12 protein-coding genes are annotated in these 19,188 nt (G+C 72.2%); 4 read left to right on the forward strand and 8 right to left on the reverse strand.

The genetic code is table 11. The annotated features are described in order from the left end of the window. Positions 1-42: 42 nt before the first annotated feature. Positions 43-471, reverse strand: a complete 429-nt coding sequence (locus WME83_RS29515; protein WP_437313039.1) for a hypothetical protein — start codon at positions 469-471, stop codon at positions 43-45. Between the two features lie 50 nt (positions 472-521). Here WME83_RS29515 and WME83_RS29520 point away from each other — a divergent pair, with 50 nt between their 5' ends. After that, entirely contained in the window at positions 522-2,282 is a 1,761-nt protein-coding gene (locus tag WME83_RS29520) for an alpha/beta hydrolase family protein (protein ID WP_437313040.1), read from the forward strand. A 12-nt stretch (positions 2,283-2,294) separates the two neighbouring features. Here the strand turns inward: WME83_RS29520 and WME83_RS29525 are convergent, their stop codons facing one another. The 3 genes from WME83_RS29525 to WME83_RS29535 form a co-directional block, all read right to left on the reverse strand. Continuing rightward, entirely contained in the window at positions 2,295-3,281 is a 987-nt protein-coding gene (locus WME83_RS29525; RefSeq protein ID WP_437313041.1) for an SGNH/GDSL hydrolase family protein, read from the reverse strand. A gap of 181 nt (positions 3,282-3,462) precedes the next feature. Continuing rightward, the gene (locus tag WME83_RS29530; protein ID WP_437313042.1) at positions 3,463-4,023 is read right to left on the reverse strand and encodes a hypothetical protein; all 561 of its coding nucleotides are present in this window, start codon (positions 4,021-4,023) and stop codon (positions 3,463-3,465) included. A 325-nt stretch (positions 4,024-4,348) separates the two neighbouring features. Continuing rightward, positions 4,349-9,343 carry an SIR2 family protein gene (locus tag WME83_RS29535; RefSeq protein ID WP_437313043.1) on the reverse strand — a complete coding sequence of 1,665 codons (4,995 nt, stop codon included), beginning with the start codon at positions 9,341-9,343 and terminating at the stop codon, positions 4,349-4,351. 250 nt (positions 9,344-9,593) lie between these two features. Here WME83_RS29535 and leuA point away from each other — a divergent pair, with 250 nt between their 5' ends. Beyond that, positions 9,594-11,285 (forward strand): 2-isopropylmalate synthase, encoded by a 1,692-nt coding sequence (gene leuA / locus WME83_RS29540; RefSeq protein WP_437313044.1) that lies wholly within the window; start codon positions 9,594-9,596, stop codon positions 11,283-11,285. Positions 11,286-11,397: 112 nt separating this feature from the next. Here the strand turns inward: leuA and WME83_RS29545 are convergent, their stop codons facing one another. The 4 genes from WME83_RS29545 to WME83_RS29560 all read right to left on the reverse strand — a co-directional run bounded on the left by WME83_RS29545 (position 11,398) and on the right by WME83_RS29560 (position 17,406). Continuing rightward, complete coding sequence (locus tag WME83_RS29545) at positions 11,398-12,411, reverse strand: LamG-like jellyroll fold domain-containing protein (protein ID WP_437313045.1); 1,014 nt, start codon at positions 12,409-12,411, stop codon at positions 11,398-11,400. A 158-nt stretch (positions 12,412-12,569) separates the two neighbouring features. Further along, positions 12,570-14,405, reverse strand: coding sequence for an ATP-binding protein (locus WME83_RS29550; RefSeq protein WP_437313046.1), 1,836 nt, complete (start codon positions 14,403-14,405; stop codon positions 12,570-12,572). A 274-nt stretch (positions 14,406-14,679) separates the two neighbouring features. Further along, positions 14,680-16,476: a hypothetical protein gene (locus tag WME83_RS29555; RefSeq protein ID WP_437313047.1), complete on the reverse strand. Its 1,797-nt coding sequence runs from the start codon at positions 16,474-16,476 to the stop codon at positions 14,680-14,682. A 156-nt stretch (positions 16,477-16,632) separates the two neighbouring features. Then, positions 16,633-17,406 carry an SDR family oxidoreductase gene (locus WME83_RS29560; RefSeq protein WP_437313048.1) on the reverse strand — a complete coding sequence of 258 codons (774 nt, stop codon included), beginning with the start codon at positions 17,404-17,406 and terminating at the stop codon, positions 16,633-16,635. A 172-nt stretch (positions 17,407-17,578) separates the two neighbouring features. Between WME83_RS29560 and WME83_RS29565 the strand changes: the two genes are divergently transcribed. Both WME83_RS29565 and WME83_RS29570 read left to right on the forward strand, forming a co-directional pair. Beyond that, positions 17,579-18,520 (forward strand): AraC family transcriptional regulator N-terminal domain-containing protein, encoded by a 942-nt coding sequence (locus WME83_RS29565; RefSeq protein ID WP_437313049.1) that lies wholly within the window; start codon positions 17,579-17,581, stop codon positions 18,518-18,520. Positions 18,521-18,688: 168 nt separating this feature from the next. Further along, positions 18,689-19,129 (forward strand): hypothetical protein, encoded by a 441-nt coding sequence (locus tag WME83_RS29570; protein WP_437313050.1) that lies wholly within the window; start codon positions 18,689-18,691, stop codon positions 19,127-19,129. The last annotated feature ends 59 nt before the right edge of the window (positions 19,130-19,188 follow it).

Below are 19,188 nucleotides of genomic sequence, written 5' to 3' on the forward strand. Positions count from 1 at the left end.
CGAGCGACTGTCGTCGCGGTTCTCGATTCGCGGGTGAGGTCGTCATCCCCGAGGACGACCTGGATTTTCTTTGAAAGGAAATTTATTCAGTTCCAGCGACGGCCTGCCTGGCCGTCGCGGTACGGGTAAGTAATTCCCGCCGGCCTGGTCAATGATCATGCGTGTGGCGAGAACTCGACCATCCCATCGCAAAAAGCGACCGACCTCGCCAAGGCGCGCTGCGGCGTGCGCGTCAATCCACAGGGTCACCGAAGTTACAGGAGGTTCGAGACTGGGCGCGATGCCCCCGCACGACCGGACGAACAGCGGGTCGGCCGCGAGGGCTTCAAGCTCGCAATTGTGAAGCTCGCCCACGACGAACAGATTCGATCGGAGGCGGAGCTGGATGCCCATGACGTAGACCGTCCCGTTGTCGGCCTTGAGATGGTTGAAGAGCTCGTGGAGCACGCGGTCGATGCCCAGCCTGTACAACTTTCACGCTTTGGTCACCTCTGTGTCGCCGGGAGGCGACCGATACCTACTTGCCGCGCCAAACGTCGTGCACAAGAGGCTCGATGATGGGTTCGCGAATACGGAAATCGTTGGGCCTCGGGCTCCTCGCGGCGCTCCTCGCCCTGGGCACACACCTCGTCGGGCGGCGCGTAGGCGCCGGAGCCAGTTCCGTAGTCACGGTGACGTATGCCTGGGTGCAGTGGCTGGGGCCTCAGGGGCCGAACGTCAGCGTCGACCTCTACGCGCCGCCGGTGGCGGGCAAGCGCGGCCCGCTGGTCGTCTTCTTGCAGGGGAACGAGCCCTCGCAGCCCGACGAGCGACTCGCCTTCGCCGCGAATGTCGGCGACGCCCTGCAGCGAAAGGGGGTCGCCGTCGCCGCCGTCTCGTTCAACATCCACACGGGCTACACGCTGCGCGCGTGCGCGGCGGATGTCGCCCGGGTCTTGCAAGAGGTGACCGGCGCGCGCAACCCGACGCGCCTGATCCTCGTCGGTCGCGGCCTCGGCGCGTGGATGGCGTCCATCCTCGCGCTCGATCGGCGGCTCCTCGAGGGGGCCGGCATGGCTCCCGAACGCGTCGATGGTGTCATCGTCTTGCGTGGCACCTACGACCTCGGCCGGGCGGTGCTCGAGGGGGACCCCGACGCGGCGTTCTTCGCGGGCTCGGTCGAAGATCTCAGGGAGTCCTCGCCCATCACGTACGCGCGGTCCGATGCGCCACCGTTCTTGATGCTGTTCGGCGAGGAGGACGACGTCGGCTGGGCGCGTAAGGCTCGCCCCTTCGCGCGCGCGCTCCTGAATGCGGGCGCGCGCGACATCGACTACTTCATCGTGCCCATGCGCGACGCGCACAGCATCTTGGACTGGGGCGGGAGGGGAAACCCGGTTGGCGATCTGGTGCTCACCTTCATCACCTCGAGCCTCGACGTGCTCTCCATCGACGACCCCTTCGGCGTGCTCCACCGCTGGGGTGCACGGCCGCCGCTCGACGCGTCGGAGTTCCGCAAGGATCCTCGGGCCATCACCACCTACCCGGTCGACGACGCGCTGCGCGAGACGATGATGGTTCTCCTCGGCGAGGGGGGTCTCGAGCGCTCCCCCTTGCCCGGCAAGACCTATCAGGCCATCGATCTGCTCGGCTACCTGGCCCAGCGGCCGAGGTCCGAGGTCGGCGAAGGGGACTGGCTGGTGGTCTCGAACCTCCGGGGCGAGCAGCTGTACTTCCCGCGCGAGGTGCTGGAGAGGACTCAGCCGGTTATCGTGGTCGGGCTCGACGACGAGGACAATCTCTACCGCTTCGTCGACTTCTACCGGATGAAGCGCGCCTACTCGTGGATCAAGAGCGACGAGCGATTGCCGATGATGATCCGGCCGCTCGGCGCGTTCCTGCACTTCCGGAGGCCGCTGCCGGCGGACCTGCGGAGCGGGACGCTCGCGGCATTCGGGCTCGACGCGGAGAGCTTTCACTGGGTAAGAGGCGATCCGCTCGCGCCGTTGCGCTCGCTCACCGGCGGACTGCGCGAGGCGTTGATCGGCGAACAAGGGTGCATCACGTGCCACGAATTCCGTGGCGTCGGCGCACGGTCGCACCACGCGCTGGCGCTCGACGGCAGTCCGTACGGAGCGTTTGCGCTGCCGTTCGAGGACTATCCGATCGACGTGCTGCGGCGCTTCTTGTTCGAGCAGGACGCGGTGGCAGAGAGCTTCGGGGTCATGCCGCTCCGGGTGGACAAGGCCGTCGCCGTGCAGCTCCTCGACCTGGTGAACCGCGAGAAGAACGGGAAGCGGTAGCGGCCCGCGACCTCAGGGCTCCACTTGTTCGTAGAGCGCCGCCGCCCACTCGGCGTGCGCACGCGCCGAGGGGTGCAGGCCGTCGCTGGCGAGCATGTTCGCCTCCGCCTGCTTGTGCATGAGCGGATACAGGTCGACGTAACGCGCGCCGGCGGCTCGCGCCTCGTCGCGCAGGATGGTGTTGAAGGCGACGATGTCCGCGCCGATCTGCCGCGGATCTCCGAACGAAGCGGCGACCGGAGAGAGCGACCAATCCGGCTGCGGGAGCGCCACGATCCGACTCGGCGCGACGCCGGCATCCATGATCGCCCGGAAGAGCACCCGCAACTGCGATCGGTAGACGTCCGCGCTCCAGCCGCGCAGGTAGTCGTTGGCGCCCACCGCGAGCGTCACCAACGTGGGGCGAAATGGCGCCACCTCCGGGAGCTCCTGCTCTTTCACGTCTTCGGTGGTGTAGCCGTTGACCGCCACGTTCTTGAGCGTCACCCGGCGGCCGTCCGCGCGCCAAAGCGAGGCGAGACGCGAGGGGAACGCGTCGTCCGGCTGGTTCCCGGTCCCTGCCGTGAACGAGTCGCCGAGCGCCAGATAGCGGATCTCCTCGCCCCCGCGCGTCTGTGCGGCATCCTCGCTGGCACCGTCGGGCGCGCTCCGTTGACAGCCACCGAGCAGAGGCAAGACGAGCAGGAGAAGCCCGCCGAGCAGGAGCGAGACGAGCAGGAGAAATGAGCGGATCGAGCGCATCACGAAGGATAGCACTCGATCGCCGAGTCGGATCTCCTTCGAGTCGCTCCTCGCGGGCTGACCCTGGGCTCCGCCGAGAGTCATGATGACGTGGACGACTCGTCGATTCACGACGCGCCATCGATCCGAACCTGGCTGCGACGTCACCCGCGGTTTCACGCACGCTTCGCCCCGACTTACTCGTCCTGGCCAAACCGGGTCGCGCGATGGCTCGCGAACCGGCGGCGATGGCGGCAGCGGACTTCTTGCAGCATGCACGTGATGCCGACGCGGCGCCGCTCCCGAAGTACGGGCTCGGACCTGTACGGCGCGCAATACGTCGAGCGACCCCTGGAGCCTTGCCCGGCGGGTCGTCGACCTGCTCAGGGAGACCTCCCGGCCTGCCGGACGGGTCGCCGACGCGCCGAGGGATACCTCCCGGCCTGCCGGACCGGGCGGCTCAGAAGCGACCGACGAGCCCGAGGCCGGCGCTGCTCGGACCGAACGCCATGGGCGCCGGGAGCACGATGGGCTTGCTGACGTCGTCGCGGACCAGCACCGTTTTCGGCACGAAGAGGCCGGGCAGGAGCAAGGCGGCGCCCGTGATCTGGACGAGCCCGTCGAGGACGAGGCCCATGGTCTCGAGATCGTCCTGGTTGGTCGTGGCCAGGGTGAGGAACGGGCCCGCGCACGGCACGAACAGCGCCGCATAGCCCGGGGAGCCGCGGTAAACGGCGTCGCCGCCGCCGATCGCGGTGAACAGGTAGACGGTCCCGAAGACGATCGCGCCGCTGATCACGAGCCCCTTGCGGACGCGCGTCTCCGGGTGATAGCCGGGCGGCACCGGCTCCCCCTCCCTCCAGGGGAGCACCTTCGGGCCCGCTGCCGGAGCGGCGGGGCCGCCGTAGAAGCCGGGCGGCGGAAGCGCCTGCGGCGCAGGCGGGGCCTGCTCCTGCGCGAGCGGCGGAGCGGGCGGCGAGGCGTCGTCGGCCCATGCCTGGCCAGAGCCGGAGACGGCCATGGTCGTCCCGGCCGCGACAGCCAGCGACCATCGTTCAAGCGACCGCCGATTCGAACCTTCCGCCCGTCCTCGCGCGCGCTCTCGCATGCTCCATCCCCTCGTGCCTGGAGTGCCCGACTGGCGATCGTACACGAGGAGCTTGGTTCGCAGCGCCCGACGTGCGCAACGGCACCCGCATCGCGCGCACGGCGTGTTGCAGCGCACATGTGCGCGTCCACGTACACGCGCTGTCCATGTCCGTCGCGCGGGCGCGCACCGACGTCCCCGTGGGCGCTCCGGGAGCGCGCGGGCTCAGGCCCACCGGAGCTTCACAGATCACCTAACCTCACCGCCGATCGCTCGAGTCCGAAGGAAGCGTCACGCTCTCGTAGCCCAGGGTGGTGCTATCCTCGTCGAACAAGGGGGGCCTTCTGACCGGCTCATAGAACGGCTCGCCCTCGCCGAGGCGGACCAAGGAGCGCAGGTAAGGATCGAGCTCGCCGGGCTCGAAGCGGCAGAGCCCGATCGCGTACCAGAACGCGCGCCCCGTGTCGCCTCCGAGCTTGTAGCGACCGTCGCCTGTGAACGCGACCCAGCCCTCCGGCATGCACAGGAGGACAACGAGGCACGCCCCCGTCGCCACGTCCCAGAGCCGCACCGTGGAGTCGGCCGATCCGGAGACGAGAATGCGCCCATCCGCGCTGAAGGCGACGCTGGTGACGCCGCTCTGATGTCCTTTGAGGACACGGCGGCAGGCGCCCGTCGCCGGATCCCATAGCCGCACCGTGCAGTCGCCCGAGCCGGAGGCGAGCAGCGCGCCGTCGGGGCTGAAGGCCACGCTCATGACCCAGCCATGATGCTGCGTGATGACGAGCAAACAAGCCCCGCTCGACGCATCCCACAGCCGGACGGTCGAGTCGAAAGAGCCGGACGCGAGCGTCGCTCCGTCAGGGCTCCATGCGACGCTGCGGACGAGGTTGGTGTGCTCCGCGAGCACGTGCCGTACAGCGGCGGTCGCGGCGTCCCATAACCGAATGGTCGCGTCGCTCGAGCCGGAGGCGAGCGTCGCGCCGTCGCGGCTGAAGGCCACGCTCCAGATCTCGGCCTTGTGGCCCTTGAAGGTCAGCCGGCGCTCCCCGGTGACTGTGTCCCACAGCCAGAGGTCCGATCCCTGCCAGCCGGTGGCGAGCGTCGCTCCATCGGGGCTGAAGGCCATGCTCAAGGCGATGCTGCCGCCGCCTTGGAGGGTAAGCCGCGTGGCGCCAGTAGCGACGTCCCACAGCCGGACCGTGGCGGCCTCGGAGCGCGAGGCGAGCGTCGCGCCGTCCGGGCTGAAGGCGAGGCTCCAGAGGCGCGTGGGCACCTCGATCCGGCGACGGACCGTGCCGGCCACCGGGTCGAACAGCCAGATACCCGACGCCTGCGAGCCCGCAGCGAGCGTCGCCCCCGCCGGGTCGAGCGCGACACACCAGACGACGTCCGAGAGGCTCTTCAGCGTGAGCCGGCTCGCGCCGGTCGAGGCATCCCACAGCCGAATCGTCCCGTCGCGTGACGTGGAGGCGAGCGTCGCGCCGTCGACGCTCCACGTCACTCCCGCGACGAGCCCCCCGTGGCCCCGCAGCACGAGCCGAGCAGCGCCGGTGGATACATCCCACAACCGGACCGTCGAGTCGTACGAGCCCGAGGCGAGCGTCGCCCCGTCCGGACGCCATGCGAGCGTCACTACCCAGCTCCGGTGGTCCCTAAGGACGAGCCGGACAGCGCCGGTCGCGACATCCCAAAGCCGGATCGTCGAGTCGTACGAGCCCGAGGCGAGCGTCGCGCCGTCGGGGCTCCACGCGACGCTCTGCGCGCGACGCTGGTGGCCGGCGAGCATTCCCCGAGCGGCGCCGCTCACCGCGTCCCAGAGCCGGACCGAGCCGTCCTCGTGCGCCGACGCGAGGGTCGTTCCGTCAGGGCTCCATGCGACGCCCGGCACGATGCCCGGTTGGCACTCGATGACGTGACGGACGCCGCCGCTGGCCGCATCCCAGAGCCGGAGGGTCGCATCTTCCGAGCCCGAGGCGAGCATCGACCCATCCGGGCTGAACGCGACGCTGGTCACCGTGTTCCCGTGACCCCGGAGCACGCGCCGAACGGCGCCGCGCGCGATGTCCCACAGGCGCACCGTGGCGTCGCCGGAGCCCGAGGCGAGCGTCCCGCTGTCCGCGCTCCATGCCAGGCTGTGAACGTTCCCCTCGTGGCCGACCAGGACCACCCGCACGACGCCGGTCGCGAGGTCCCAGATCCGGACCGAGCCGTTGGCGTGACCCGAGGCCAGGAACTCGCCGTCCGGGCTGAAGGCCACGGCGTGGCCGTCGGAGGCCGGCGCGATCACCGGCTCGACGTGCTCCGGCTCCGGCATGGCAGCGCCGGTCGTGAGGCAGCCGTCCAGCGCGCCCGGGCTGATCTCGGCGCCGACGAGCTCCGCGGCGCGCAGGCGCGCGCCCGCCAGCGAGGCGTCGCGGAGATCGGCGCCGAGCAGGCGAGCGAACGACAGCTCGGCGCCGCGGAGGTTCGCGCCCCCGAGGCGCGCCCGCGAGAGGTCCGCCCTGAGGAGCACCGCGCGCTCGAGCGATGCGCCCCGCAGATCGGCCTCGACCAGCCGCGCGCCCGTCAGGTCGGCGCCCGTCAGGTCGGCGCCCCGCAGGTCCTGCCGCGATAGATCGCGCCCCCTGAGGTCGTGACCCGCCAGGTTCACCCCCACGCGCGCCTCGACCCCGAGCCGCTTGAGCACGAGCAGCGCGTTCTTCTTCGCGGCCTCGTTCGAGCCCGAGGCGAGCGCCGCCCGGGCCCACCTCACCGCCGCGTCCGCGCCGGCCAGCGCCGCGAAGAAGTCGGCCATCAGCTCCGACATTTCTCGCGCGCCGAGCGGCGTGGGCTCACCCTCGGCCGCGACCTCGTCCGCCGCGCGCCGCGCGACGAGCCACTCCGGCACCGATTGATGGATGAACGAGAAGCTCCCCTCCTCGTCCCGAACGAGCAGCGTCCCCGCGCCGACCTCGTGCGCGACAACGCCCGGCTCGAGCTTGCTCTTCGCGAGCTCCTGCGCGGCCGCCAGGATCTCGGAGGGCAGCGCGCTCACGTCCGCCGCGCGCTCGCCCCGCTGCCAGAGCTGCACGGCGAGCTCGGTGACGGCCCTCCACCGCTGCTCCAGCGTGAGGCCGACCTGCGCGCCCCTCGGATGCGCCCGCTCGTCCTCCTTGCGCAGCCACTGATCGAGCAGCAGCCGGTAGAGCTCCGCCGACGTGACCTCCCCCTCGCTGGCCCCGGCCTCCTTCAGCTTGCCCTCATCGATGCCCGCGATGAAGCCCAGCATGCGCGGGTTCCGCGAGAGCCCGAGCAGGTCCTTCACCCCGCCGAGCAGCGAGAAGCGCCGCTCCGCGACGGCCTCGCCGCCGAGCCGGTTCAGGAGGAAGCGGCGGATCTGGTCCTCGGTGAACGGCGAGAGCTTCGCGATCCGGTAGCCGGGGATCGAGCCCGCGCGCCGGGCGAGCGCCGTCTCGACGCGCCGGTCCGACAGGAAGTGCTGGGTGCGGCTCGTGACGACGACCTTCGCGTTCCCGCTCGCCGCCTGGAGGAGCGTGTCGAAGTGCTCCTCGGCCCGGTCGAAGCTCACGCGCAGCGCGAGCTCGTCGAAGCCGTCGAACAGGAGCGCGATCCGCCCCTCGGACAGCATGTAGAGGAACGACTCCATCTGGAACCGCTCGAAACGCGCCCTCGCGAAATGCTGCGCCAGGAGCTCCTCGAGCGTGCGGCCCTTCTCGAGGGAGCGCATCTCGACGAGCACCGGCACGACCGGTCCGCCCGCGCCCCCCATGCGCCGCGCGAGCTCGTGGAGCAGGAACGTCTTGCCGGTGCCGAAGTCGCCCAGGATGACGATGAAGCGACCGCGCGGCGAATCCAGCCACTCCGAGACCGTCGAGAGCGCGTCGCCCTCCTCGGCCTCGTCGATCCCCACCTTGAAGGTGAGGCGCTGATCGACGTAGAGCGAGGGCGGATAGACCGGATCGCTCGCGAGCCGCTGCGTCTGCCGCTCGAGGTAGTGCGTGAAGTCGAGCAGCCCCTGATACTCGATGAAGCTCTCCACGCTGACCCGGGCCCGCTCCGCCGCGCGGACGAGCGCCTCCGGCGCGCTGCTGCCGCGGTAGACGAGCGTGGAGATCAGCCCCGGGTCGTCCCGCCGGTACGGCGCGTCGACGCGCTCCAGAAAGGCCTTCAGGATGTCGTCGGTCACCCGCTGCTCGATGGCGGCGACAGGGTAGGTCCGCACGATGCGCCCGCGGCGCGCCGACACGCGCAGGAGCGCGCCGAAGGGCGAGGGCGCAGGCAGCCGCTCGATCGTCGCGTCCTCCGGCTCCTTCAGACGACAGACGCGCTCCACGCGCGCGAGGAAGTCGCTCTGCTCGATGCCGCGGGCGCCGATCGCCACGGCCGCGCTGTCGCCTTCGCCCCGGGCGACCCAGCGCAAGATCGCGGGCACGCGGGCGTGCGCGCCGTCCGGGTTCTCGTAGGGAATGACCCTGATCCCCGCGGCCTCGAGCTTGCGCAGCCTGAACGGCGTCAGGGCGTCGTCCACGAGGAGCGCGAAGTGCGGCGGAGGCTGCTCGCCGGCCAGGGCGCGGACCTCGCCGAGCGCCCGATCGAGGTCGTCGTCGTCGAAGCCGAAGCCGACGAACAGGATCGGGCACGCGTGAAAGAGCGCCTTCACGGCGGACCGGAGGCCCGGCGAGGCGAAGATCGCGCGGTCGTACTGCTCGCGGGTGAACACCCACGTGTCGCGCTCGCGGAGCGCGCCGTGGAGCTTGAGGATGTACCTGCGGCGCGAGGCGATGTCGGCCGGCGCCCGCGCGAGGACGTCCCACTCCCCTTCGAACGCCCGGTCGAGGAGGCGATCGAGGTTCGTCGTGAGCACGGCCCGCAGCCTGGGCCTCATCGAGGCGATGACGCGCGCGACCTCGGGCACGTCGCGGCCGCCGTCGTCGAGGGCCTGCTCGACGGCGGCGCAGAACTCCGGCGCTCCGAGCGCGAGCTTCACCGCCGAGAGCGCCTCGATGTACTGGCCTTTTTGCGCGAGCTCTTTGATCTCGGCGAGGGTGCCCGCCCCTGCCCCTCGCGCCCTGAGGTGCGCCGTCATCTGCTCGGTGAGGCTCCGCCAGTCGGGGAGCCCGGCCGCGGCCGAGACGCCGGCTCCCACGAACACGACGAGCTGCCCGCTCTCGTAGGCCTTGCGAAGGTCGTGGAGCGCCGGATCGTCCGGCGCGTCGAGCTCACGATTCCCTGGCTCCGGAAGCATCGTCATCGATGCCACCACCATCGCTCGCGCCGCCCCGCTGGACAAGCAGGAGAACGTTCGCTAGATTGCTCCGCGATGTCTGTCCTGCCCGCGCGCGCCCTTCGCCCCTGCCTAGGCCTACGGCCTCGGGGGCTCTGCGCGCGCTGCTGACGACGTCCATCTTCGCAGCTTGGCCCCCGTCGGTTCCTTGTCCCGGTGGGGGTCCTCGCATCGTCGTCGCGACGACTCCCATCTTCAGCTTTCAGGGAGTCCTGTCATGTCCACGATGCCCGTCCACAAGTACAAGCCGTTTCAGCCCATCCACCTGCCCGATCGGCGCTGGCCCAGCCGCGTGATCGAGAGCGCGCCGCGCTGGTGCAGCGTGGACCTGCGCGACGGCAACCAGGCCCTCGTCGAGCCCATGGGCCCCGAGCGCAAGCTCCGCATGTGGCACGAGCTCCTGCGGATGGGGTTCAAGGAGATCGAGGTCGGCTTCCCCAGCGCGTCGCAGCCCGACTTCGACTTCGTGCGCCGCATCATCGACGAGCGGCTCATCCCGGACGACGTGACCATCCAGGTGCTGACGCAGGCGCGCACCGAGCTGATCGAGCGGACCTTCGAGGCCATCCGCGGGGCCCGGCGCGCCGTCGTGCACCTCTACAACTCCACGTCGACGCTCCAGCGACGCGTGGTGTTCGGCCTGGACCGCGCGGGCATCGTCGACATCGCCGTGCGCGGGGCGAGGCTCGTGAAGGAGCTCGCGGCGCGCATGCCCGAGACCGAGGTCGTGCTCGAGTACTCGCCCGAGAGCTTCACGGGGACAGAGCTCGACTTCGCCAAGGAGATCTGCGAGGCCGTGATGGACGTGTGGCAGCCCAGCCCGTCACGGAAGATCATCCTGAACCTGCCGGCCACCGTGGAGATGGCCACGCCCAACGTCTACGCAGATCAGATCGAGTGGATGCACCGGAACCTGAAGCAGCGCGACTGCATCGTGCTGAGCGTTCACCCGCACAACGACCGCGGGACGGCGGTGGCCGCGGCGGAGCTCGCCGTCATGGCGGGCGCCGACCGCGTCGAGGGCACGCTGTTCGGGAACGGCGAGCGCACCGGGAACGTGGATCTCATCACGCTGGCGCTCAACCTGTTCTCCCAGGGGGTCGATCCGGAGCTCGAGATCCACGACGTCCAGGCGATCAAGGAGACGGCAGAGCACTGCAACCGGCTGCCAGTCCACCCGCGCCACCCCTACGTCGGAGAGCTCGTGTACACCGCCTTCTCGGGCTCGCACCAGGACGCGATCAAGAAGGGGTTCAAGGCGCTGCGCGAGGGCGGGGGCGCGACGTGGGAGGTGCCGTATCTCCCCATCGATCCGCAAGACGTGGGGCGCAGCTACGAGGCGGTGATCCGCGTGAACAGCCAGTCGGGCAAGAGCGGCGTGGCCTACCTGCTCGAGCGCGAGTACGGCTATGCGGTGCCGAAGGATCTCGCGATCGAGCTGAGCCAGGCGGTGCAGCGGAGGGCGGAGCGGACCGAGGGCGAGGTGCAAAAGGCCGAGATCCTCGGGATCTTCGAGCGCGAGTACGTGAACCGCGGCGGGCCGCTCCGGGTCGTCGGGCACAGGACGAGCGGCCAGGGCGCGGGGGAACGACACGAGTTCCAGGTGCAGATACGCGGGGTCCCCCACGCGATGAGCGCCGCCGGCCAGAGCCCCGCCCACGCCTTCGCGAGCGCGCTCTCGCGCCACGCGGGGATCGCGATCGCGGTGGAGGAGCACGCGGCGCACGCGATCGACCGGAGCGCAGGCGCCGAGTCCGCGGCGTACGTGGCCCTCTCGATCGGGCGCAAGCGCAGCTTCGGGGCGGGGACGCACCCGGACGCCGTCATGGCGTCGCTCGCGGCGGTCGCCTCCGCGTGGAACCGCGCGCGGCCGGCGGAGCCGGCGCGGCTCGCGCTCTCGGCCGAGTGAGCGGGCGCGGCCTGCGCCCCTTCGTGAGGCGGAGCGCGCCGGGCCTTCGCGCTCCGCCGATCGAGCGGGCGAGGTCCCCCGCCGGACACGAGGCGAGCCGCCCGATCGCCGGTCACGGCGCCGGGCGGTCGTCGCTGTGGAGCAGCGCGGCGGCGTGGCGCTCGATCTCCGCCGCCGTGAGCGCCCTCGCGTAGAGCGCCGCGTAATACAGGGCGCCCGAGAAGGTGCGCCCGCCGAGCTCGCGGTTGCCGAGGACGAGGTGGCGCCCGTCGGGGAAATCGAGCGTCGCGCCCAGCGGGGGCACGCTCACGTGCATCCCGCAATAGCCGCCGACCGAATTGCGCCGTCGGGCCGGTACCCCGTTGATGTAGAGCCGGACCCGATCCGCCGCGGGCTCCTGGACGGTCGAATCGAACACGCCGTGCATCACCGCGCGCTCCGGGAGCTCTGCATCCCAGGCGCCGCCGCAAAAGTCGCCGTTCCACCAGAGCACGATCTGGCCGGGCGCCTCCGATCGGAGCGTGAGGCGGCCGCCCTCCGCGTCCATGCCGATATGCACGATGCGCGAGCCCCCCTCGACCACCTCCGCGATGCGGAGCACGGCCTCGATCGTGCCGGCGGTGGTCCCTTGCAGCGCGCTCTGGATCTTGGTGCCGTCGATCAGGGCGGAGGCCCGGCCGTCGCCGCCGGCCGCCGTCCAGGAGAGCCCGCGGTGCGCCGCGCCGTCGGCGGCGAAGCTCATCTCCGGCCCGTACGTCACCGCGAGCGGCATCGGCGCCGCTGCGGCGTCCTCGACCTGCGCGGGCGCGGTCCCGGTCGCCGCCTCGTCGAGGAAATACCGCACGACCAGGCCGTCGTCGGCGAGGCAGGACGCGTCGAGCGCGCAATCGAGCCCTCCGGCACCTCCGCCGGCCGAGCCGCCCTCCCCGCCGCCAGCCGCCGGGCCGGCGCCGGCGGTCCCTCCGCCCGCCGCGCCCTCCCCGCCCGAGCCGGAGCGAGCGCCGCCGCCCGCTGCGCTGCTCCCGCCGCCGGCGCCCGTGGCCGAGCCGGGGAGCTCGCCGAGCCGCAGCTCGGGGGCGCACGCCACGACGAGCGAGAGCAAGACAATCCGAAGGCGCGCCCTCATGTGCGCCGCATCCTATCGCCACGCGCGCACCTGGAGGAAGGCGCGCCGGCACGCCGGGAGGGCGGCAGATCACCGTCGTCCGAGCCTGAGCCAGCGCACGCGCGCGCGCCGCCGCCCCGGGCCGCCGCGCCTCGCCGGCAGCGCGCCCGCGCGGACGCTCACGCCGTCTCGGGCAAAGGCGCGAGCTCGGCGAGGAGCCGCTCCAGCATGGCCTGGGCCACCGGCTTCGTCAGGTGCGCGTCGAACCCCGCCGCGCGGGCGAGCTTCCGATCGTCGTCCTGGCCATAGCCGGTGAGCGCGACCAGGAGCGTCTTTCTCATGGCGCTCTCGGCGCGCAGGAGCCGCGCCACGCCATAGCCGTTCATCGCCCCCGGGAGGCCGATATCGCAGAGGATCACGTCCGGCGGCGCCATGCGCGCGGCCGCCACGCCGTCGTCGCCGCTGTGCGCCACGGCGACGGTGTGGCCGCGGCGCTCGAGCAGCATGCGCAGGCTGTCGGCCGCGTCGACGTTGTCCTCGATGATCAGGATGCGCCGCGAGCTCGCGCTCGCCGCCGCGCGCCGCGCGTCCGCTGCGCGCCGCGCGTCCGCCGCGCGCGAGGCCGCCGCGCCCAGCGGCAGCGTGATCGTGATCGCCGCGCCCCGGCCGAGGCCAGCGCTCGCGGCGCGCACGCTGCCGCCGTGGAGCTCGACCACCCCCTTGACCAGCGCGAGCCCGAGCCCGAGGCCCCCGCGGCTGCGGGCGAGGCTCTGGTCGGCCTGGGCGAACGGCTCGAAGATCCGCTCCAGGACCGCCGATTCCATGCCGATGCCGGTGTCCGCGACCTCGACGGACACGACCCCGCACGCGGGATGGTGCGGCGCGATCGAGAGTCGGACCGAGCCGCCGTCGTCCGTGAACTTGTTCGCGTTCTGGAGCAGGTTCCCGATCGCCTGGGCGAGCCGCGTCGGGTCGGCGTGCAGCCATACCGGCGCGGACGGCAGCGCGAGCTCGAAGCGCACGCCGCGCGCGTCGAGCAGCGATCGGTAATCGAGCGCCGTGGCGCGGGCGAGCTCGACCAGATCGACGCGCTCGATGGACAGCGTGATCTTGCCCCGGGAGATGCGCGAGATGTCGAGCAGATCGTCGACCATCCGGGACATGTGCCCGATCTGGCGATCCATGATGGTGCGCGCGCGCTCGACGATCGGCGTCGGCGGGCCCGCCGCCTTGATCAGCTCGACGGCGTTCAGGAGGGGCGCGAGCGGGTTGCGCAGCTCGTGGGCGAGCATCGCCAGGAAATCGTCCTTGCGCCGATCCGCCTCCCGGAGCGCCTCCTGGGTCTGCCGGAGCTCGGCCACGAGGGCCGTGAGCTCCCGCTCGCGCGCGCGCAGCGCCTCCTCGGACGCCCGGCGGTGCGCGATCTCCTGCTCGGCGACCTCGTGCCAGCGCACCCGCTCGACCGCGAGCGCGCATTGCTGGGCAATGGAGAGGATAAATGCGTAATCGTCGTCGTCGAACGCGCGCGAGGCGGGAAAGCAGAACCCGAGCGAGCCGACCGTCCTCGACTCGAGGACGAGCGGGAACGCGGCCACGGCGCCCCCGTGCTCCACGCCGTGGACGCGGGCGAGGACCGGATAGCGCGCGTTCCGCTCCTCGCGCGTGGGCACGATGATGGGCGCGCCCGTGCGCGCCGCCTCGGCGACCGGCACGGGCGAATCGACCGGAACCTCGGCCCAGGCCTCCTCGGTGTCGACAGGGACCCCCTTGAAGCCGAGATTGCGGAGCGAGGCGCCGTCCGCGGACAGGATCGCGACGACGCCCACCTCGGCGTCGAGCGCGGGCATGCCTTGATCGATGATGGTGCTCGCGATCTCGGTCAGGGTGCGGGACCCCGCGAGCGCCGCGGTGATGCGCTGCAAGCGCAGGAGCCGCTCGACCACCCGCTCGTGGCGGTGCGCGGCCGACTCGGAGACGGACCCTGCGGAGGTGGGCTGCCCATCGAAGAATTGCATGGAGGCTCCGGGCGCCGACGAGCGTAGCGCAGGCCGGACCGCAAGCACGCCGCTCCGGTCGGCGCCGCGCATGAAAAAGGATCTGCGGCGCGCTGCCCCCCGGCGACGCAGGCGGCGCGGTCCGCCCGGCACGCCGGCGTTGCCCGGCAGCGCGCGATTCGGCGCTGCGAAATCCGCGCGCGAGGATTTCTGGATTTCTCCACGGCACGAACCGCAAGGCGGACGCCAGACCGCACGAACGGCAAGGCGGACGCCAGCGCCGCGCCGGGGCTCGCTAGAGCGTGAGCAAATAGGACGCCACCACCGCCGCCCGCTCGCTCTTTCGCTCGTCGAGGAACGCGCCGACCTCCTCGGCGAGGCCGGCGCGCTGCCCGTGCTCGCCGAGCGCCCGGAGGCGGGCCTTCACCACCTCGCCCGCGAGAGCGTCGGTCACGCGCCGCTGGGCCTCCGCCCCGCGGACCGATTCCATCCACGCGCGCAAAATCGCGCGCGCGATCTCCGGCCGCGCCTCCGGGCCGCCGGATGCGTGCAGGGCGACCACGCGCTCGAAGGCGGGCTGGAGGAGGGGCCACCGCGCGGCGGCCGACCCGCCGGGCGGGACCGGCGCGAGGGCCTCCGCCTCGAGCCATGCGCGCAGGTCCGCGTGGCGGTCGATCCAGCCGAGGTTCCGCGCGAGCGCGCGCGCGGCCTCCGCGGCGACGGACGCCGCGTCGAGGGGCGTCGCGAGCGCGGGGTGCGGATCGTCGCCGCGCGCGTTGGGCGGGCCGACCTGCGCGGGCGTCGCGGAGAGCAGCCGGAGCAGGAGCTTCACCCGCCGCGCCTCGTCCACGCCGTCGAGGCGGAGCGCCACGCGCAGCCGGCAGAGGGCCTCGGTGCTCAGGCGGACGCGCTCGCCGTCGAAGGCGGGGGCGACGAGCGCGTCGAAGCGCCGGGACGCCTCGTTCGGCGGGAGCCACAGCCCGAGCTCCTCGAGCACGCGGCACCGCGACGGGTCGAAGCGCAGGGTCGCGAGCTCGCCGTCGAGGTCGCGCACGCGCGCGAGCGCGTCGGCGGCCGCGACCTTCCCGCCCGCGGGCTCGGCGTCGAGCCAGTCCCCGAAGACCCGGAAGCGGTCGCGCCGGGGCGGCGGGAGGTCGGTGGGCGCGGCGGATCCCCGCGGGATCTCGAGGTCGTGGAGCGCCCCGCGCGCCACCTCGGCGAGGTCGCGGGCCGCCCCGGCGATCCCGCGCGCGATCGGGAGCTCGCCGCGCGCTGCGAGGACCCGGTCCACGAGCGCCCTGGCCTCGGGCCCGACGCCGAAGCGCGATCCGTAGGCCCCCACGTCGGCGAGCCGGCGGATCGCGAGCTCCAGGGAGGCCGGCTCCGCCGGGCCCTCCAGGCGCCGCGCGAGGTCGGGCAGCCAGGCGCGCAGCAGCGACGGCCCCGCGCCGCCCTGCGCGCGCGCCGGATCGCCCCGCGCCGCCTCCTGGAACAGCGCCGCCGCGGCGCCGTGGAGGAGGAGCTGCTCGCGGGCGTCGCCGCCGTCGCGGAGCCGGTCGAGCAGGAGCTGGCAGCCCTCCGGGTGGTGGCGCATGAGCCACGGCGCGGGGAGGCTCGCCAGGGCGAGCGACCTGACGAGCGATCGCGGCGGCGCCGGCCCCGGCTCCTCCGGGCCGAGCTGGTACGCGGTGATGCTCTCCTCGCGGCGCGTGACGAGCGGCAGGAGGGCGCCGGGGTCGCGCGCGGTGCGGATGCGGGCGACGAGGAGGCGCGAGAACACGAGGGGATCGCCGCGGAGCGCGGCCGCGCTCTCGTCCGCGAGCTCGTCGCTGCAGCGGGGCGCGTGGGCGAGGCCGCTCATGTCCGGGAAGAGCCCGGGGATGGCCTCGAGGATGCGGGCGCGGACGAGCGGAGAGGGGGCCCGCTCGGCCCGCTCCCGCTCGCGCCGCATCAGCGCGAGCATCTCATCCGCCGCCGGCCGCCCCACCCTCGGCGCGGGGCCGGTGAGGCAGCGGGGCGCGCCGGCGGTCGAGCTCGCCGCGCACGAGCACAGCGAGAGGGCGAGGGCGGCGAGCGGGGCGAGGCGTCTCACGACGACCGTTGTACCAGCGGCGAGGTCGTCCTGCGCCCTGCGGCGCAACCCGGGTCGGGTCGCGCAGCGTCACGGCGGCGCGACGAGCCGCGGTCCGCCGCGGCCCGACCCAGGTCGTTCGCCGCGCCTCGAACCGACGGCCCGCGTGGACCCGACCTACGACGGCTGGCCGGTCGGCATGATCGTGACCTGCTGGAGGTTGACGCGCTTCGGCAGGCTCACGGTGAACGCGATGGCCTCGGCCACGTCCTCGGGGGTGAGCCACTCCATCTGCGACTTCGACCCCTCGAGCCAATCGCGCGCGCCATGGAAGTCGACGTGGCTCTGCAGCTCCGTGCCGACGATGCCTGGCTCGATGGATGTCACGCGCACCCCCTTGGAGCCCAGCTCGGCGCGGAGGTGGATCGACAGGTGGGTCACGAACGCCTTCGTCCCGCTGTACACCGCGAAGGCCGGGAAGATGTTCTTGGCGGCGATCGACGAGATGTTCACGAGATCCGCCGGCCCCGGGCCGGAGCCAGCCTGCACGAGCGCCGACGTGAACGCGCCGATGACGTTCATGAGGCCCGTGACGTTGAGATCGATCTGCTGCTGCCACTGCTCGACGCGCCTGGCCTCGATCGGGTTCGGCAGCATGACGCCGGCGTTGTTCACGACGATGTCCACGCGCCCGTGCCTCTCGATGACCTCGGAGGCCACGCGCTCGACGGCGCTCCGATCGGTGACGTCGACCTGCCATTCGGCGGACTGACCACCGCCCTTCCGGATGGCGTCGCCGAGCGCGTCGAGCCGCTCCTTCCGGCGGGCGAGCAACGCCACGCGCGCGCCGCGGGCGGCGAGCGCCTTCGCCGTCGCTTCGCCGATCCCGCTCGATGCTCCTGTGATGACGGCGACGCGCCCCGCGAGCGCGCCCTGGGCCTGCTGAACCATGTCTCACTCCTCTCGCTGGGGCCGGCTCACCTGCGCGGCCCGTCGATGCGACAATAGATAGCCGTGACGGCCGGAAACGGAAGACACGGAACTATCAAAGGCATGCTCGATCCTATGAGCGAGGCGACGAAGCGCCTGGCGCCGTCTCGGCCGAGTGGGTAGGATGACGGGGATGTCGAGAGCCGCTCGATCGGGCAACTCGTTGGCTGCTGGGATCGCCGCGCTGGCGCGCCACGAGGGCTGCAACAGCACGCGCCATCCAGGCGTCGTCGTCTACCGCATCACCGCCGCGGAGCCGCCCACGCCCACCCTCTACCCGTCCAGCTTGATCCTCGTGGGCGCGGGAGAGAAACAGGCAATTCTGGGCGACAAGACGTTCGCGTACAACGCCGGCCACTACCTCGTGGTCACCTCACCGCTGCCGATGCTCTGCAGGACCATCGCGTCGGCCGCCGCGCCCGTGCTCACCGTGGTCGTCGAGATCGAGCTCGCCCTCCTGCGCGAGCTGCTCCTCGAGGAGGACGCGCCGCCCGCGCCCCAGCCGGCGCGCCCCTCCCGCAGCGTGTTCCGCGCGCCGCTCCGGCGCGACCTCGAGGACGCCGGCGCCCGCTTGCTGGCTTGCTTGACCGATGAACGGCGCACGCGAGCGCTCGCGCGGCAGACCATCCGCGAGATGCTCTTTCTCGTGCTCGACGGGCCCTATGGCGATTCGCTCCGGGCGCTCGCGGAGGGCCCGGTGAGCCAGCTCGCCCACGTCCTCCGCCATATGAATGCGCGATTCGCAGAGCGAATGAGCATCGGCGATCTCGCGCAGCTGGCGCACATGAGCGTCCCGACGTTCCATCAACGCTTCAAGGCGATGACCGGATCCTCGCCGCTGCAGTACATGAAGGCGCTCCGGTTGACGCGCGCACGCCAGATGCTCCATGCAGGGGGCATGGTGAAGACGGTCGCGCACGACGTGGGTTACGAGAGCGAGTCACAGTTCAGCCGGGAGTACCGTCGGTTCTTCGGCTGGCCGCCGTCTGCGGACTCGCACGTCGCGCCGCGCGCGCGTCGCGCCCTGCGAGAGGCGGACGGGGCGGGAGGACAGCTCGTCCTGGATCCGTCGTGAGCGCTGCGCTGGTCCGGCGCCAGGACCGGAGCGGCGCGCGGGCGCCCGGCGTGGCACACCCGCGACCGTGGTGTCGCGACGCGCCGGCCGCCGCAGCGCGAAATCGCTGCTGCGCTCGCTGGTACGCGCGTTGCGTCGATCGCTCGCCGGAGGGACGAGATGCGGAACATGATGATGGGAGCCGGCATGCTCCTGGCGGTCGGATGCGGGGCGGACCTGCCCGAGGGCTGGGAGGACGCGGAGGCGATCGAGGGGCTCACCCAGAGCGAGTGCACGGCGAGCGCGTACGACACGACGGTGAAGGAGACGCTCGCGGCGACGCCCGAGCGCGGAGCCGTTCACATCGATTACGGCGCCGCCCATTTCCGCTGCGCGCAGGAGGTCGAGGGGTTCGTCCGGATCGCTGGAGGCAAGGTCGACGTGCTCGTGCAGCCGGCCGACATGGACCCGAGCGGCGTCGCCGGATGCGACTGTCGGTATGACATCGGCATGACGGTCAAGGGCCTGGGCAAGGGAGCCGTCGCGGTCGATCTCTACCGCCGCTGGGACAACATCAACGAACCGAACGATCCCGTGAAGATCGGCTCCGCAGAGGTCGAGATCCCCTGAGGGGCGCGCGGAACGCTCCGTGGCGTACGGTCCCCCCGCCCTGAGAAGGCTCCCCGACC

It is taken from the genome of Sorangium sp. So ce385 (genome assembly GCF_051474135.1).
GTDB classification, from domain to species: Bacteria; Myxococcota_A; Polyangia; order Polyangiales; family Polyangiaceae; genus Sorangium; species Sorangium cellulosum_D.

Bases quoted from the DNA above. Each gene is read 5' to 3' on its own strand.
- WME83_RS29530 (WP_437313042.1), bottom strand. From the start codon at position 4,023: ATGGCCGTCTCCGGCTCTGGCCAGGCATGGGCCGACGACGCCTCGCCG.
- WME83_RS29535 (WP_437313043.1), bottom strand. From the start codon at position 9,343: ATGACGATGCTTCCGGAGCCAGGGAATCGTGAGCTCGACGCGCCGGAC.
- leuA (WP_437313044.1), top strand. From the start codon at position 9,594: ATGTCCACGATGCCCGTCCACAAGTACAAGCCGTTTCAGCCCATCCAC.
- WME83_RS29545 (WP_437313045.1), bottom strand. From the start codon at position 12,411: ATGAGGGCGCGCCTTCGGATTGTCTTGCTCTCGCTCGTCGTGGCGTGC.
- WME83_RS29550 (WP_437313046.1), bottom strand. From the start codon at position 14,405: ATGCAATTCTTCGATGGGCAGCCCACCTCCGCAGGGTCCGTCTCCGAG.
- WME83_RS29560 (WP_437313048.1), bottom strand. From the start codon at position 17,406: ATGGTTCAGCAGGCCCAGGGCGCGCTCGCGGGGCGCGTCGCCGTCATC.
- WME83_RS29565 (WP_437313049.1), top strand. From the start codon at position 17,579: ATGTCGAGAGCCGCTCGATCGGGCAACTCGTTGGCTGCTGGGATCGCC.
- WME83_RS29570 (WP_437313050.1), top strand. From the start codon at position 18,689: ATGATGATGGGAGCCGGCATGCTCCTGGCGGTCGGATGCGGGGCGGAC.